Annotated in this window: 3 protein-coding genes (1 of these 3 running past the window's edge); all 3 read left to right on the top strand. The window is 63.5% G+C overall.

All coding sequences use genetic code 11. The features are described 5' to 3' along the window. The first annotated feature begins 19 nt into the window (after positions 1-19). On the top strand, positions 20-1,729 hold the full coding sequence (locus M1D99_RS17790) for a cyclic peptide export ABC transporter (protein WP_186710154.1): 1,710 nt from the start codon (positions 20-22) through the stop codon (positions 1,727-1,729). A gap of 246 nt (positions 1,730-1,975) precedes the next feature. Then, on the top strand, positions 1,976-2,104 hold the full coding sequence (locus M1D99_RS17785) for a hypothetical protein (RefSeq protein ID WP_434570767.1): 129 nt from the start codon (positions 1,976-1,978) through the stop codon (positions 2,102-2,104). Beyond that, positions 2,101-18,134, top strand: partial view of a non-ribosomal peptide synthase/polyketide synthase gene (locus M1D99_RS17780; RefSeq protein ID WP_458130529.1) — the 5' portion only. Its footprint extends 13,087 nt past the window's final position; the window shows 16,034 of its 29,121 coding nt (coding positions 1-16,034); its start codon is at positions 2,101-2,103; its stop codon lies off the right edge, out of view. Before M1D99_RS17785 ends, M1D99_RS17780 begins: the two co-directional genes overlap by 4 nt.

Here is an 18,134-nt window from a genome sequence, read left to right as displayed (position 1 = left end):
CATTCGAGGATAGCAACCCATGAAAAACGAGCAGAACGCGAAGAAAGAGAAGAAGCCAAAACCGGGCTCGGTCATGCGCCTGTTGTGGCGTAACCATCCCTGGCTCACGCTCTTTACGTTGATCTGCGGGGTCATCAGCGGGGTGGCGTCCATCGCGGTGGTGAGCGTGATCAACGAGGCTATCCACAATGACGGCTCTCGCCTGCAGGCGCTGTACTGGTTCATCGGGCTCAGTGCCACGGCGCTGATCTTGCGCAACGGTGCGGCATTGTTTCCGGCCTACGCCAGCATGCGGATCATGACGCGCTTGCGCATTGCGCTGTGTCGCAAGATTCTCGCCACGCCGCTGGAAGAAGTGGACCGGCGCGGCCCGCCCAATGTGCTGACGATGTTGACCAACGACATCCCGCAATTGAATACGACGCTGATCATCATGCCCACGATCCTGGTGGAGACGACGGTCTTTCTGTTCGGCATCGGCTACCTGGCCTACCTGTCGTGGGTCGTGCTGGCCTTGACGGTTTCACTGATGATCCTGGGGGTGGGTCTGTATCTGTTCTTCTTCTCCTGTGGCGTCAGGAACACGTCCCGGGTACGGGATGAATACACCGCGTTCAATGAATACACCCACGCCCTGGTGTTCGGCCTCAAGGAACTCAAGCTCAATGGCGTGCGGCGCCGCTGGTTCGGTCGCTCGGCCATCGAGGCGTCTTCCACCCGCGTGGCGCGCTACAACTTCGTTGAGCGCCTTTGGTACACCGCCGCCGACAACGTCGGGCAATTCACGCTGTCGTTGCTGATCGGTTGCCTGCTGTTCGCCGCCCCCCTGGTCGGTGCCGTCGATCCGAAAATCATGACCGCCAGCGTCCTGGCCGTGTTGTACATCATGGGCCCGCTGTCGTTGCTGGTCGGGGCGATGCCCTTGCTGGCGGCGGGCCGGGTGGCTTCTACCCGTCTTGCGGAATTCGGTTTCTCAATCAACGGCCCGCACCCGGAACCCATCGAGACCGACGCGCCCAAGGTGCATCTGCTGGAGCACAAGAAACCGTGGAATCGCATCGAACTGAAGGCCGTGCGCATGCACTACCAGGAGTTGCACGCCGAGAGCGGTTTCTCCCTGGGGCCCATCGACCTGACGGTGCAGGCCGGCGAGTTGATCTACATCGTCGGTGGCAACGGTTGCGGCAAAAGCACCTTGGCCAAACTTCTCTGCGGGCTCTACATCCCCCAGGAGGGTGAGATCCTGCTCGATGGCAAGCCGGTCACGGATGAAAGTCGCAACGACTATCGCGACCTGTTCTCCGCGGTGTTTTCCGATTTCCACCTGTTCAACCGCCTCATCGGCCCCGACGAAGAGGACGGCAGCCCGACGCTGGCGCGCAAGTACTTGGAAACCCTGGGGCTGGCCGACAAGATCAAGATCGAAGGGCAGGGGTATTCCACTCTGAAGGCCTTGTCCTATGGCCAGCAAAAACGCCTGGCGCTGGTGTGCGCCTACATGGAGGACCGCTCGGTCTACGTACTTGACGAGTGGGCCGCGGACCAGGATCCGCCGTTCAAGAAGTTCTTCTACGAGGAGCTGCTGCCCGACCTCAAGCGTCGTGGCAAGACGGTGCTGATCATTACTCACGACGACCAGTACTTCCAACTGGCGGATCGCATCATCAAGTTGTCGGATGGCCAGATCATTTCCGACATCAACTGCGCCCTGCGCGACAAGCGAGCCTGAATGACCCTCCAGGCCCTGTCGTTCGGCTTGCGGTGTCGCGACAGCACTGCCGGACCCCTGTGAAAACGCTTGGCATCAACCCACCCGGCAGGCGCGTATCCGCCGCCGGGTGGCGATGCCATGCACGAACGTCTGACCGTTCGACCGACCCCATGCCGCGCCGGCTACCTGCGCGGATTGCATCAACGCCAGGCGTGCCTGTTGCATTCAACCGGGCAGCACTGACAAATCTCTGAGAAGGATCGTATGAAATTTATCTTTGCGCGTGTGGTGGGTGACGTTGTTGCAACCGGCCGTCCGGCCAAGCGCTGCCATGAGCAGCAACAGGGCCGTCTGCTGTCGGCCAGCGTTCGGGTGTCGGAGGGGCGGGTATGAACCAGTCCCTGTCATTTTCGCAAACCTACCCGTTGACGGCCGCCCAGCGAGACATCTGGCTGGAGCAAATGGTCCAGGGCGATTCCCCGTTGTACAACATCGGCGGTTACCTGCACATCGAGGGCGCGGTTGACCCCGAGCGGTTCCAGCAGGCGATCGACTTGCTGGTGCAAAAACATGATGCCCTGCGCACGGTATTGCTCTGTGAAGCTGACGCAGGTGGCGTGCCGATGCAGACGCTGGTCGATACGCTGGTGGTGCAGGTGCCCGTGCATGATTTGTCTGATCAGCCCGATCCGCAGGCATCGGCACAGGCCTGGGTCCAGCAGCGGATGGCGATGGCGTTCCCGCTGGACGGGGGGCCGCTGTTGCGCCTGGCGCTGCTCAAGCTCAATGACGCTTCGTTTTATTTCGTCATCCAGGTGCATCACATTGTCCTGGATGGCTGGAGCATCGGCTTGATGTTCAAGGAACTCGGCGAGCTCTACAGCGCGCTGGAAAGCAACCAGGCGCCAGACGTATCGGCGCCGTCCTACGTGGCGTTCATCGAGGACGATGCCCGCTATCGCGACTCTCCACGGTTTGCCCGTGAACGAGCGTACTGGCTGGAAAAATATCAGGAAGTCCCACCGCCCTTGTTCGTGGCCCGCCACCGTGATCGCTACCCTGGTCGCATGGCCCCCAGTCGCCATGCCGTATGGCCCTACACCCAGGCGCTGAACGAGCGAATCGATGCCTTGGCGCAACTGCACCAGTCGTCCCGCTCGGCTGTGTTGCTGGCTGCGCTGTATGTTTATTTTGCTCGCACCACTGGCCGTGAAGAGCTGGTGATCGGCTTGCCGATCCTGAACCGGTCCAACGCGTCCTTCAAGAAAACCATGGGCATGTTCACCCAGGTGAGCGCCGTGCGGTTGCGCTTTGGCGCCGACCTGTCATTCGGCGAGCTGGTCCACGAGGTGGCGCGCACGCTCAAGCAAGACTATCGCCACCAGCGCTTCCCCCTGAGCGACATGAACCGATCACTGGAGCTGCTGCAGGGTAACCGCGGGCAGTTGTTCGACATATCGTTCTCTTATGAACTGGACGACCACCAATTCATGTTCGGGCAAGCCCCGGCCCGTTCGGTGAAGTACTCGAACGGTCACGAACAGATGCCGTTGGCCATTCACATCCGGAGCAACCCGCACGACGATAACGATTGGTTGCACTGGATCTACAACGCGGCATTTTTCCAGGACGGTGAAATCGAGGCAATGGCCGAGCGCTTCATGCAGGTGCTGGAGCAAGGCTTGAGCAATGACGCATTGCCGATCCGTGGGTTTGTGCTGCCGACGCCGGCCGAAGCCCGCCAGCTACAGGCTTGGAACGCCGACGATGGGCAGCACTATGCGCATGACCGCACGATCCACGGCCTGTTCGAAGCGCAAGCAACCGCGCAGCCCGATGCGGTGGCGGTGGTGCATGAAGACCAGGCATTGACCTACGGCGAGCTCAATACCCGGGCGAACCAGGTTGCCCATCGCCTGCTGGCGCTGGGCGTTCGCCCGGATGATCGGGTGGCGATCTGTGTCGAGCGTGGCCTGGACATGATCGTCGGCTTGTTGGGGATCCTGAAGTCCGGCGCCGGTTACGTGCCGCTGGACCCTGCCTATCCAGCGGAGCGCCTGGCCTTCATGCTCGAGGACAGCACCCCGGTGGCGTTGCTCGCCCAGTCGGCGCTGGAGGCGCAACTGCCGGCGCTGTCTGCCCCGGTGTTATGGCTCGATCAGCCCGCCAGCGCGGGGATCGCCGAGCAATCGTTGCATAACCCCGACGTCGCGGCGCTGACGTCGCACCACCTGGCCTACGTGATCTATACCTCGGGCTCCACCGGCTTGCCCAAGGGCGTGATGGTCGAGCACCGCAACGTCGCGCGGCTGTTCTCGGCGACCCAGCCCTGGTTTGATTTTGGCCCGCAGGATGTGTGGGCGCTGTTCCATTCCTTCGCTTTCGATTTTTCGGTCTGGGAAATCTGGGGGGCGTTGATCCGCGGCGGCCGGTTGTTGGTGGTGCCGCAATGGGTCAGCCGTTCCCCGCAAGACTGCTACGCACTGTTGTGCGAGGCCGGTGTGACGGTACTGAACCAGACGCCAAGCGCCTTCCGGCAATTGATCGCGGCCCAGGGCGAAAGCGACCTGCGCCACAACTTGCGCCAGGTGATTTTTGGCGGGGAAGCGCTGGACACTCGCATTCTCAAGCCGTGGTATGCCCGTGCAACCAATGCCGGGACGCAGTTGGTGAACATGTATGGCATCACCGAAACGACGGTGCACGTGACGTATCGTCCCCTTGAAGCGGCGGACGCTCAGTGGGGAGGGGTCAGCCCGATCGGCAAGCGTATCCCTGATCTGCGCCTGTACCTGCTCGACCCGTACGGCCAGCCCGTGCCGGTGGGCGTGGAAGGCGAGTTGTATGTCGCTGGCGCGGGGGTGGCGCGGGGTTACCTGAACAGGCCCGAACTCAATGACAGCCGTTTCATCGCCGATCCGTTCGACAGCACTGCCGGGGCCCGGATGTATCGCACCGGCGATCTCGGTCGCTGGCAGGAGAACGGTGAGCTGCATTACGTGGGCCGCAACGACGAACAGGTGAAAATCCGTGGCTTCCGTATCGAGCTCGGCGAGATCGAGACGAAGCTGGCGGCATGCGAGGGTGTACGCGAAGCGGTGGTCATCGCCCGTGAAGACACGCCGGGCGACCAACGCCTGGTGGCCTATCTGATCGCCAACGAAGGCGCACAACTGTCGGCGGTCGAACTGCGTTCGCAGCTGCTGGGCTCGTTGACGGACTACATGGTGCCCAGTGCCTTCGTGGTTCTTGAGGCATTCCCGTTGACCACCAACGGCAAGCTCGATCGCAAGGCCCTGCCGGCGCCCGATGCGCAGGCGTATGTCCATCGCATTTTCGAAGCGCCGGTAGGCGACGTGGAAATCACCCTGGCCGGGCTCTGGACTGAACTGCTCGGCGTCGAACAGGTGGGGCGCCATGACCGCTTCTTCGAACTGGGCGGCCACTCGCTGCTGGCGGTCAAGCTGATCGAGCGCATGCGCCAGGTCAATCTGGACACCGATGTGCGGGTGCTGTTCGGCCAGCCAACCCTGGCGACACTGGCGGCCGTCACGGGGACCCGCGGCGGCATCGTCGTACCGGACAACGCCATTGCCCACGATGCCCAGCGCATCACACCGGACATGCTGTCACTGGCAACGCTGACCCAGGGCGAGATCGATCGTATTGTCGCGGCGGTGCCGGGCGGGGTGAGCAACGTCCAGGACATCTACGCGTTGGTGCCGTTGCAGGAGGGCATTCTTTATCATCACCTGGCGACCACCCAGGGCGACCCCTATCTGCTGCAAGCGCTGTTGCGCGTGGGCAGTCGCGAACAGTTGGATGCGTTCGTCCAGGCCTTGCAGGCGGTGATCGAACGGCACGACATCCTGCGTACGTCGGTGATGTGGGAAGACCTCGGTGAGCCGGTGCAGGTAGTCTGGCGCCAGGCTCGGCTGAGGGTGGAAGAACTCGCCTTGAATGCCGCCGATGGCGACATCGCCGAGCAGTTGCGGGTCCGCTTCGATCCTCGTCATACCCGCTTCGACCTGCGCCAGGCGCCGATGATGCGCATCCACGTGGCCGAAGACCTCGCCAATGGCGGTTGGGTCGCGGTGTTGCTGTTTCATCATCTGATCGACGATGCCACGTCCCTGGGCATGCTGGGCAAGGAAATCGAGGCACACCTGGAAAACCGTGCGGGTGAGCTGCCCAGGTCCGTGCCTTATCGCAACTATGTGGCGCAGGTGCGCTTGGGCAGTGATCCTGGCCAACATGAAGCGTTCTTCAGTGAAATGCTCGGTGACGTGGACGAGCCGACGCTGCCGTTCGGCTTGCAGGATGTGCAGGGCGACGGCACCGGTATCGAAGAAGCTTCGCTGGCCCTGGCTGCCGACTTGACCCAGCGCCTGCGCACCCAGGCACGACGCCTGGGGGTTAGCACGGCGAGCCTGCACCATTTGGCCTGGGGCCAGGTGGTGGGGCGTTTGTCCGGTCGACAGGATGTGGTGTTCGGGACGGTGTTGATGGGGCGCCTGCACAGCAGCCAGGATGACGGGCATGCCTTGGGCATGTTCGTGAACACGCTGCCGTTGCGTGTCGAGGCCGGAGGGCAGGGGGTACTGGCTGCGCTGAAAACCACCCACGAGCGCCTGGCGGCGTTGCTCGGCCACGAGCATGCGCCATTGTCCCTGGCGCAGCGTTGCAGCGGGGTCGCCGCACCGACGCCACTGTTCAGCGCATTGCTCAATTACCGGCAGACCGCGGTGGCCGCGCAGGCACCCAAGGACGCCGGTCAGGCGCGAACCTGGGCCGGGGTCGAGATCCTCGGCGGCGAAGAGCGGACCAACTACCCACTGTCGCTGTCGATAGACGATCTGGGCGAGTCGTTCGGGTTGACGGTGCAAGCCGTGGCCGGCATCGGCGCGCAGCGTATTTGCGCCTACATGAATACGGTACTCGAAGCGCTGGCCGATGCCCTCGATCAGACTGTGGACACGCCACTGCATGACCTGGATATTGTCCCCGCTCACGAGCGTCGGCAGTTGGTCGAGGACTTCAATGCCTTTGATACTGCCTACCCGGCGGGTTTGCTGATCCATCAGTTGTTCGAAGCCCAGGTCCAGGCCCGGCCGGATGCTGTGGCGCTGACCTATCAGGACGCGTGCCTGAGCTACGGTGAGCTGAATCGGCTGGCGAACCAGATTGCCCATCGCCTGATCGAGCAGGGAATCGGTGCCGATGATCGTGTGGCGATCTGCGTGGACCGCAGCCTGGAAATGGTCGCGGGGCTGGTGGGTATTCTCAAGGCCGGCGCCGCTTATGTGCCCCTGGACCCGGCCTATCCGAGCGAACGCCTGGCCTACATGCTGGAGGACAGTGCGCCCAAGGCACTGCTGACCCAGCGCGATTTGCAGGCGCGCTTCGCGCAACCGAGCGTGCCGGTGTTGCTGCTCGACGCCGAGGAGCGCGATGGTGCCGGCATCAGCGCCCAGCCGCAAACCGATCCGCATGTGAGCGGCCTGGGCCCCGACAACCTGGCGTATGTCATTTATACCTCGGGTTCTACCGGTCAGCCCAAAGGCGTTGCCATGCCGCACCGGGCCCTGGTCAACCTGATGCAGTGGCAAATCGAACAGGCCCGCCAGCAGGGACGCGCGAGCGCCCGCACCTTGCAGTTCGCGGCCCTGGGCTTTGACGTTGCCTTCCAGGAGATGTTCAGCACCCTGTGCGCCGGTGGCGAATTGTCGTTGATCCATGCCGATGTCCGGCTGAATTTCCACCGTTTGTTCCAGCACATCGGCGAACAGCGCATCGAGCGCCTCTACCTGCCCTGTGTCGCCTTGCAGGCGTTGGCCGAAGCGGTGGTGGGCGACGGTGAGCGCGGGCCGCTGGCCTGTCCACTGCTGGATGTCATCACCGCGGGCGAGCAACTGCGCATCACGCCACAGATCCGTGAGTTTTTCGCCCGCCTGGAGGGCTGCCGCCTGCACAACCACTACGGGCCGACCGAGTCCCACGTCGCCACCGCGCTGACCTTGCCGGACGATGTCGGCGCCTGGCCTACGCTGCCGGCCATCGGGCACCCGGTGGCCAACACGCGCATCTATCTGCTGGACGAACACCTGCGTCCGGTTCCGGCCGGCGTGGCGGGCGAGATCCACATCGGCGGCGTGTGCGTTGCCCGTGGCTACCTGAACCGCGACGACCTCAGCGGCGAGCGTTTCATCCGCGATCCGTTTGCGGTGGGTGGCCAGGCGCGCCTGTACAAGACCGGTGACCTGGGACGCTACCAGCCCGACGGTTGCATTGAATACCTGGGGCGCAACGACGATCAGATCAAGATCCGCGGTTTCCGTGTCGAACTGGGAGAAGTCGAGGCCAGGCTTTGCCAGCAGGCCGGGATCAAGGAGGCGGCGGTCATCGCCCGTGAAGACAGCCCTGGCGACAAACGCCTGGTGGCGTATTTCACGCCTGCGGTCGCGGATCTTTGGCCCGACGCCGATTCGCTGCGCGCCCATCTGCAAGCACTGTTGCCGGACTATATGGTCCCGGCGGCCTATGTGCGCCTGGAAAAACTACCCCTGTCGCCCAACGGCAAACTGGACCGACGGGCGCTGCCGGCACCCGAGGCGGACGCCTTTGCCAGTCGGGCCTATGAAGCACCGCTGGGTGAGGTGGAGACCGTGTTGGCGCGGCTGTGGACCGAGGTCCTCGGCGTGGAGCGGGTGGGCCGCCATGACCACTTCTTCGAGCTGGGCGGGCATTCACTGTTGGCCGTGAAGCTGATCGAAGGCATGCGCCAGGCCGGCCTGAGCGCCGATGTGCGCGTCTTGTTCGGTCAGCCGACCCTGGCGGCCCTGGCCGCGGCGGTCGGCGGTCGCGCTGACATCGTGGTGCCGGCCAATGGCATCGTCGCCGGTTGCCAGCGGATCACGCCGGCCATGCTGCCGCTGGTGTCGCTGGACCAGCCCGCCATCGACCGGATTGTCGCCACGGTGCCCGGCGGAGTCGCCAACGTACAGGACATCTATCCGCTGGCCCCGCTGCAAGAGGGGATTCTCTACCACCACATTGCCGCGCAAGCGGGCGACCCGTACTTGCTGCAAGCCACGTTTGCCCTGGACAGCCGTGCCCGGCTCGATGGGTTCGTCCAAGCGTTGCAGGCGGTGATCGATCGGCACGACATCCTCCGGACCGCCGTGCTTTGGGAAGGCTTCGACCAGCCCTTGCAAGTGGTTTTGCGCCGTACCGAGCTGCTGCTCGAAGAACCGCTGCTGGACCCGGCCCAGGGCGACATCGCCACGCAACTACAAGCGCTTTTCGACCCTCGGCATTGTCGCCTGGATTTAGGCAAGGCGCCGCTGATGCGCCTGGCGTGTGCCTGGGACAGTGCCCAGCAGCGCTGGGTGGCGATCCTGCTGTTCCATCACATCGCCCTGGACCATACGGCCCTGGACGTGATGCAGGACGAAATGCTGGCGTGCCTCAACGGTGAGGGCGAACGCCTGGACGCCGCCATGCCGTACCGCAATTATGTGGCGCAGACCCTGCTGGGCGTCAGCCGCGAGCAACACGAAGGTTTCTTCCGCGACATGCTCGGTGATGTCGAGGAGCCGACGTTGCCGTTCGGGCTGCGTGAAGTACAGGGCGACGGCCGCGGCGTCGACGAGGCCAAGCTGAACCTCGATAGCGCATTGAGCCTGCGCCTGCGCCAGCAGGCGCGCCAGTTGGGCGTGAGCCCGGCGGCCCTGCATCACCTGGCGTGGGCCAGGGTTCTTGGATGCTTGTCCGGGCGCGAAGATGTGGTCTTCGGCACCGTGTTGTTGGGCCGCATGCAGAGCGGCGAGGGCTCTGACCGTGCGCTGGGCATGTTCATCAATACCTTGCCGCTGCGGGTGAAAGTGGGCGCCGAGGACGTACGCACGGGCGTCAAGGCGACCCATGAGCGCCTGACCGCGTTGCTCGGTCATGAACACGCCTCGCTGGCGCTGGCCCAGCGCTGCAGCGGCGTGCCGGCTGCGTTGCCGTTGTTCAGCGCCTTGCTGAACTACCGCCACAGCCCGCTCCAGGACAACGACGGCATCGAGCGTTGGGCGGGGGCGCAGGTGCTGGCGGTCATGGAACGGACCAATTATCCGTGCATGTTGTCGGTCGATGACCAGGGCGAAGGCTTCTTGTTGACTGTGCAGACCGCTGGCGCCGTCGATGCCCGGCAGGTCGGCGCCTACATGGAGACAGCCCTGGCGAGCCTGGTGGAGGCGCTGGAATTCGCGCCTCGGGCACCGGTCAACGGGCTGGATATCCTGCCGGGTGACGAGCGTTGGCAGTTGTTGCGGGATTTCAACGCCACCGAGGCTGACTATCCGCGCAAGCAGACGATCCATGGGTTGTTCGAAGCGCAGGTCCAGCGTACGCCGGATGCCGTGGCGGTGGTTCGTGGCGAGCGGCGCCTGACTTATCGCGAGTTGAACGAACGGGCCAACCGCCTGGCCCATCACCTGCGCAAGCAGGGCGTGGAGCCGGATTCGCGGGTGGCGATCTGTGTCGAGCGTGGCATCGACATGGTGGTGGGACTGCTGGCGATCCTCAAGGCCGGCGGTGGTTATGTGCCGCTGGATCCGGCGTATCCGCTGGATCGGATTGCCTACATGTTGGAAGACAGCGCGCCAGCAGCGGTGTTGGCGCAGACGGCGACCCTTGAATTGCTGGCAGGCGCATCGATGCCAGTGGTCGATCTGGACAGCGGGCTGTGGCAGGACGAGTCCGTCCAGAATCCCGAGGTCGCCGAGCTGACGTCCTCGCACCTGGCTTACGTGATTTACACCTCGGGTTCGACCGGCCTGCCTAAAGGCGTGATGATCGAACACCGCAACACGGTGAACTTCCTCACTTGGGCCCATCGTTCGTTCGACTCAAAGATATTGTCGAAAACCTTGTTCTCGACCTCGCTGAACTTCGACTTGGCCGTCTACGAGTGCTTCGCGCCGCTGACCTCCGGCGGCAGCATCGACGTGGTCACTAATGTGCTGGAACTGCAACAGGGCGAACACGACATTACCCTGGTCAATACCGTGCCCTCGGCGCTCAAGGCGCTGCTGGAATCGGGCGGATTGGGCGAGGGCGTCGACACGGTGAACGTGGCCGGTGAAGCCTTGAAGCGTAGCCTGGTGGAGACGTTGTTCGAGCAGACCCAGGTCAAGCGCCTGTGCAACCTCTACGGCCCTTCGGAAACCACGACGTATTCGAGTTGGGTGTCGATGGCCCGCGAAGACGGGTTTGCCGCGCACATCGGCAAACCGGTGGCCAATACCCAGTTCTATCTGCTGGATGAACACAAACAACCGGTGCCACTGGGCGTTCCGGGCGAAATCTACATCGGTGGCGCTGGGGTCGCTCGCGGTTATCTCAATCGTGACGACCTCACGGCCGAGCGTTTCCTGAAAGACCCGTTCAGCACGGCTCCAAACGCTCGCATGTATCGCACCGGCGACCTGGGCCGCTACCTGCCGGACGGCAACATCGAATACCTGGGCCGCAACGACGATCAGGTCAAGATCCGTGGTTTCCGCATCGAGTTGGGCGAGATTGAAGCCAAGCTCGCCCGCCACGAAGCGCTTAAAGAAACCGTGGTCCTGGCCCGCGAAGACATACCGGGCGACAAGCGCCTGGTGGCCTATTTCACCCAACACTCGCCGGACGAAGCCGTCGACATCGAAACCCTGCGCGCTCACCTGCAAACACAACTGCCTGACTACATGGTACCCATGGCCTACGTCCGACTGGACGCACTGCCCCTGACACCGAACGGCAAACTCGACCGCAAGGTCCTGCCGGCACCGGACCTCGATGCCGTCATCTCCCGAGGCTACGAAGCCCCACAAGGCGAAACCGAAACCGTCCTGGCGCAAATCTGGCAGGACCTGCTGGGCCTGGAGCAAGTCGGTCGCCACGACCATTTCTTCGAACTGGGCGGGCATTCGCTACTGGCCGTCAGCCTGATCGAGCGGATGCGCCAGGCCGGGCTGAGCGCCGACGTGCGCGTGCTGTTCAATCAACCGACCCTGGCTGCGCTGGCCGCCGCGGTGGGTGATGACGGTGATGAAGTCGACGTCCCGGCCAACCTGATTCCACTGGGTTGCACCCACATTACTCCGGCGATGCTGCCGCTGGCCGCGTTGAGCCAGGAGGCCATCGACCGCATCGTGGCGGCCGTACCGGGTGGTGCGCGCAATGTGCAGGATATTTATCCGTTGGCGCCATTGCAGGAGGGCATTCTCTACCATCACCTGTCGGCCGGGCAGGGCGATCCCTATGTCTTGCAGGCACAGTTTGCCTTTGACAGTCGTGACCGCCTCGACGCTTTCACCCAGGCCCTGCAGGGGGTGATCGACCGCCATGACATCCTGCGCACCGCCATGGCCTGGGAAGGCCTGGACGCGCCAGTGCAGGTGGTCTGGCGCAAGGCATCGCTGGGCGTGGAGCAAGTGCTCCTCGGTACCGGGGGTGGCGACATCGCCGGTCAATTGAAGGCGCGTTTTGACGCCAGCCAGCATCGCCTGGATATCCGTGAGGCGCCGTTGATGTGCATCCGGTTTGCCGAGGATGTGCTCAACCAGCGTTGGGTGGCGAGCTTGCTGTTCCACCACATGGCGCTGGACCATACGGCGCTGGACGTGGTGCGACACGAGATGCAGGCGCACCTGCTGGGCCAGGCCGGCCAGTTGGGCGAGGCGGTGCCGTATCGCAACTACGTGGCCCAGGCCTGCCTGGGCGTGAGCCGTGAAGCGCACGAGGCTTTTTTCCGCGACATGCTCGGTGCCATCGACGAGCCGACGCTGCCGTTCGGCCTGCAGGATGTACGCGGCGATGGCAGCCATGTCGAGGAAGCCCGGCAGGGTCTCGCGACTGATTTGAGCCGACGCCTGCGCACCCAGGCCCGCCGCCTGGGGGTGAGCGCGGCGGCCTTGCATCACTTGGCCTGGGCCCAGGTATTGGGCCGGGTCTCGGGGCGCGACGAGGTGGTGTTTGGCACGGTGCTGATGGGACGAATGCAGGGCGGCGAAGGCGCCGACCGGGCCTTGGGGATGTTCATCAACACCTTGCCGATTGGCGTGCAGGTCGGTGGGCAAAGCGTGCGCGACGGTGTCCTGGCGACCCACGCACGGCTGTCCGGCCTGTTGGGCCATGAACACGCCTCCCTGGCGTTGGCCCAGCGTTGCAGTGGCGTCATGGCACCGACGCCGCTGTTCAGTGCGTTGCTCAACTACCGCCATTCGGTCGCCGAGCCCATTGCGTTGCAAGCGTCGTCAGCCTGGCAAGGGATCGAGACCCTGGGCGGCGAAGAACGCACCAATTATCCGCTGACGATGAGCGTCGATGACCTGGGGGAAGATTTCAGCCTGACGGCGCAAGTCGAGCCCCGGATCGGTGCGCAACGCGTCTGTGGCTATCTGCAGGTGGCGTTGGAAAACCTGGTTGATGCGTTGGAGCATGCGCCGCAGGCGCCATTGCACAGCCTGGCAATATTGCCGTCGGTCGAACGCGAGCAATTACTTGAAAGCTGGAATGAGACGGAGGCGGTGTATGCCCATGACGCCTTGATTCATGGGCAGTTCGAGGCCAAGGCCTCGGCGCAGCCTGACGCGGTGGCAGTGACATTCGAAGATCGGACGCTGACCTACGGCGAACTCAACGCTCGAGCGAACCAGGTCGCCCATCGTCTGTTGTCCCTGGGTATTCGCCCGGATGACCGGGTGGCGATTTGCGTCGAACGTGGCCTGGACATGATCGTTGGCCTGCTGGGCATCCTCAAGGCCGGTGCAGGGTATGTGCCGTTGGACCCGGCCTATCCGGCCGAACGCATCGCCTACATGCTCGAGGACAGCGCTCCCGTGGCAATCGTGGTACACGCCGCAACCCGGGACCTGCTGGCCGAGGAGGCGGTGCGCGTCATCGACCTCGACAGCCCGACGCTACACAGCCAGGCCGTGGCCAATCCTCAAGTACCAGGCCTGACTTCGTCGCACCTGGCCTACGTGATCTACACCTCCGGCTCCACCGGATTGCCCAAGGGCGTGATGGTCGAGCACCGCAACGTCGCACGGCTGTTTTCCGCGACCCAGCCATGGTTCGAGTTTGGCCCGCAGGATGTGTGGGCGCTGTTCCATTCCTTCGCCTTCGATTTCTCGGTCTGGGAAATCTGGGGCGCATTGACCCATGGCGGCCGCTTGCTGGTGGTGCCGCAACTGGTCAGCCGTTCACCGCAAGACTGCTATGCCTTGTTGTGCGAAGCAGGGGTGAGCGTTCTCAACCAGACGCCGAGCGCCTTCCGCCAGTTGATCGCGGCCCAGGGTGAAAGCGACCTGCAGCACAGCCTGCGCCAGGTGATCTTCGGTGGCGAAGCCCTGGAAACCGGCATCCTCAAGCCGTGGTATGCCCGCGAGGGCAATGCCCGGACGCAACTGGTCAATATGTACGGCATCACCGAAACGACGGTGCACGTGACGTACCGTCCGCTCGAAGCGGCCGACGCGCAGTTGGCCGGTGTCAGCCCGATCGGCAAGCGCATTCCCGACCTGCAACTGTACGTCCTCGACGCCCAGCGCGAGCCGGTACCGGTGGGCGTGGTCGGCGAAATGTATGTGGGCGGCGCGGGTGTCAGTCGCGGCTACTTGAACCGTGACGAACTGACTGCCGAGCGTTTCCTCGCCAACCCGTTCAGCGCCGAGCCGAACGCGCGGATGTACAAGACCGGTGACCTGGGGCGCTGGCTGGCGGACGGCAGCATCGAATACCTGGGCCGCAATGACGACCAGATGAAGATTCGTGGTTTCCGTATCGAGTTGGGCGAGATCGAAGCGGCGTTGGCGGCTTGCGAGGGGGTCAGCGAGGCGGTGGTGATTGCCCGTGAAGACGAGCCGGGCGACAAGCGTCTGGTCGCTTACGTGATTGCCAACGAAGACGTGCAACTGTCGGCCGCCAAGCTGCGCACTGAATTGTTGGGTTCGCTCGCGGAATACATGGTACCGAGCGCCTTCGTGACATTGGCCTCGTTCCCGCTGACCACCAACGGCAAGCTCGACCGCAAGGCGCTGCCGGCACCGGATCAGTCGTCGGTAGCGACTCGCGAATACGAAGCCCCGCAAGGCGAGGCCGAGACCGTCATCGCCGCGATCTGGCAAGACCTGCTGGACCTGGAACGAATCGGTCGTCACGACAACTTTTTCGAGCTGGGCGGCCACTCGCTGTTGGCCGTAAAAATGATCGAGCGCATGCGCCACGCTGGCTTGAGTGCTGACGTGCGGGTGCTGTTCAGTCAGCCAACGCTGGCCGCGCTGGCTGCTTCGGTCGGCGGGCACACCGAAGTCGTGGTACCGGCCAATGGCATCCCGGATGGCTGCACACGGATTACCCCGGGCATGTTGCCGCTGGCCGAGCTGTCTCAGGATGAGATTGAGCACATTGTCGCGACAGTGCCCGGTGGCGCGGCGAACGTTCAGGACATCTACGCCCTGGCGCCTCTTCAAGAAGGGATTTTGTACCATCACCTCGCCGCTGCCCAGGGCGACCCCTACCTGCAGTATGTGATGTTCGCCTTCGACAGCTTCAGCCGTCTGGACGATTTCACCCAGGCGTTGCAGGCTGTCATCGCCCGTCACGATATTCTGCGCACGGGCGTGCTCTGGGAAGGCCTGGCCGAACCCGTTCAGGTGGTCTGGCGTGATGCCCGGTTGGCGGTTGAGTCGGTCGTGCTGGACCCGGTGGCCGGCGATATCGCCACGCAACTGCATGAGTGTTTCGACCCCCGGCACTATCGCCTGGACATCCGTCAGGCACCGTTGATGCGGGTCGCTTATACGCAAGACACGGTGAACCAGCGTTGGGTGGGCATCCTGCTGTTCCACCACCTGGTGGACGATGCCACGTCGCTGGCGGTGCTGTCGGCCGAAATCGAGGCGCACATGCTCGGTCAGGCGCAACGCTTGCCGGCCTCGGTGCCGTACCGCAACTACGTGGCCCAGGCCCGGTTGGGGGTGAGTCGTGAGGCTCACGAACAGTTTTTCCGCGACATGCTCGGCGACATTGACGAGCCGACGCTGCCGTTCGGCTTGCAGGATGTGCAAGGCGATGGTAGCGGCATCGAGGAGGTCCGCCAGGACGTCGAGGTGGACCTGAGTCGCCGGTTGCGGGCCCAGGCGCGTCAACTCGGTGTGAGCGCGGCGAGCCTGTACCACCTGGTCTGGGCGCAGGTGCTGGGTCAGGTAGCCGGTCGCGAAGACGTGGTGTTCGGCACGGTGCTCATGGGCCGGATGCAGGGCGGCGAGGGGGCCGACCGTGCGCTGGGGATGTTCATCAATACCTTGCCGTTGCGAGTGAGCCTGGGACAAACCAGTGTTCATGCCGCTGTGAAAGCAACCCATGCACGGCTGACTGAGTTGCTGGGCCACGAGCACGCCTCGTTGGTGCTGGCGCAACGCTGCAGTGGCGTGGAGGCGCCGACGCCGTTGTTCAGTGCCTTGCTCAACTATCGCCACATTGGCTCGACGACCTCGACCGAGGCATTGTCGGCCTGGAACGGTATCCAGGTGCTCGGTGGCGAAGAGCGGACCAACTACCCGTTGACATTGTCGGTGGATGACCTGGGCGAAGCATTCAGCTTCACCGTCATGACCCCGGCACGGATCGGCGCCCAGCGCCTTTGTGGTTACGTGCAGCGAACGCTGGAGGGGCTGATCCAGATGTTGGAGCAGACGCCGGAGGCGCCGCTGCATCGGCTGTCGATCCTGCCCGCTTCGGAGTATGAGCAACTACTGGTGGCGTTCAACGTCACGCAGTCGGATTACCCGCTGGAACAGACGATTCATGGGTTGTTCGAGGCGCAGGTGCAGCGTACGCCGGATGCGGTGGCGGTGATTCGCGGCGAGCAGCGCCTGACTTATCGCGAGTTGAACGAGCGGGCTAACCGCCTGGCCCATTACCTGCGCAAGCAGGGTGTACAACCGGATTCGCGAGTGGCGATCTGCGTCGAGCGCGGTATCGACATGGTCGTGGGGCTGTTGGCGATCCTCAAGGCCGGTGGTGGTTATGTGCCGCTGGACCCGGCGTATCCGTTGGATCGGATTGCCTACATGTTGGAAGACAGTGCGCCAGCAGCGGTGTTGGCGCAGGCTGCAACGGTCGGGTTGTTGGCCGGTGCTTCGATGCCAGTGATCGATTTGGACAGCGAGCTGTGGCAGGACGAGTCCGTCCGGAATCCGGAGGTTGCCGAGCTGACCTCCTCGCACCTGGCCTATGTCATCTACACCTCGGGTTCGACCGGCCTGCCCAAGGGCGTGATGATCGAACACCGCAACACGGTGAACTTCCTCACTTGGGCCCATCGTTCGTTCGACTCAAAGATATTGTCGAAAACCTTGTTCTCGACCTCGCTGAACTTCGACCTGGCCGTCTATGAGTGCTTCGCGCCGCTGACCTCCGGCGGCAGCATCGACGTGGTCACTAATGTGCTGGAACTGCAACAGGGCGAGCACGACATTACCCTAGTCAATACCGTGCCCTCGGCGCTCAAGGCGCTGCTGGAATCGGGCGGATTGGGCGAGGGCGTCGACACGGTGAACGTGGCCGGTGAAGCCTTGAAGCGCAGCCTGGTGGAAACGTTGTTCGAGCAGACCCAGGTCAAGCGCCTGTGCAACCTCTACGGCCCGTCGGAGACCACGACGTATTCGAGTTGGGTGTCGATGGCCCGCGAAGACGGCTTTGCCGCGCACATCGGCAAACCGGTGGCGAACACCCAGTTCTATCTGCTGGATGAACACAAACAACCGGTGCCATTGGGCGTACTGGGGGAAATCTACATCGGTGGCGCTGGGGTCGCTCGCGGTTATCTCAATCGTGACGACCTCACGGCCGAGCGTTTCCTGAAAGACCCGTTCAGCACGGCTCCAAACGCCCGCATGTATCGCACTGGCGACTTGGGTCGCTACCTGCCGGACGGCAACATCGAATACCTGGGCCGCAACGACGACCAAGTGAAGATCCGTGGTTTCCGCATCGAGTTGGGGGAGATCGAAGCCAAGCTCGCCCGCCACGAAGCGCTGAAAGAAACCGTAGTCCTGGCCCGCGAAGACATACCGGGCGACAAGCGCCTGGTGGCCTATTTCACCCAACAGTCGCCGGACGAAGCCGTCGACATCGAAACCCTGCGCACGCACCTGCAAACACAACTGCCTGACTACATGGTACCCATGGCCTACGTCCGACTGGACGCACTGCCCCTGACACCGAACGGCAAACTCGACCGCAAGGTCCTGCCGGCACCGGACCTCGATGCCGTCATCTCCCGAGGCTACGAAGCCCCGCAAGGCGAAACCGAAACCGTCCTGGCGCAAATCTGGCAGGACCTGCTGGGCCTGGAGCAAGTCGGTCGCCACGACCATTTCTT

Source organism: Pseudomonas sp. R3-41 (assembly GCF_054161485.1).
The sequence above is the reverse complement of the archived record's forward strand: the minus strand, read 5'-3'. Positions and strand labels throughout refer to the sequence as shown.

Excerpts from the sequence above, each read along its gene's own strand:
- M1D99_RS17785 (WP_434570767.1), top strand. The coding sequence starts at position 1,976 with ATGAAATTTATCTTTGCGCGTGTGGTGGGTGACGTTGTTGCAACCGGC.
- M1D99_RS17790 (WP_186710154.1), top strand. The coding sequence starts at position 20 with ATGAAAAACGAGCAGAACGCGAAGAAAGAGAAGAAGCCAAAACCGGGC.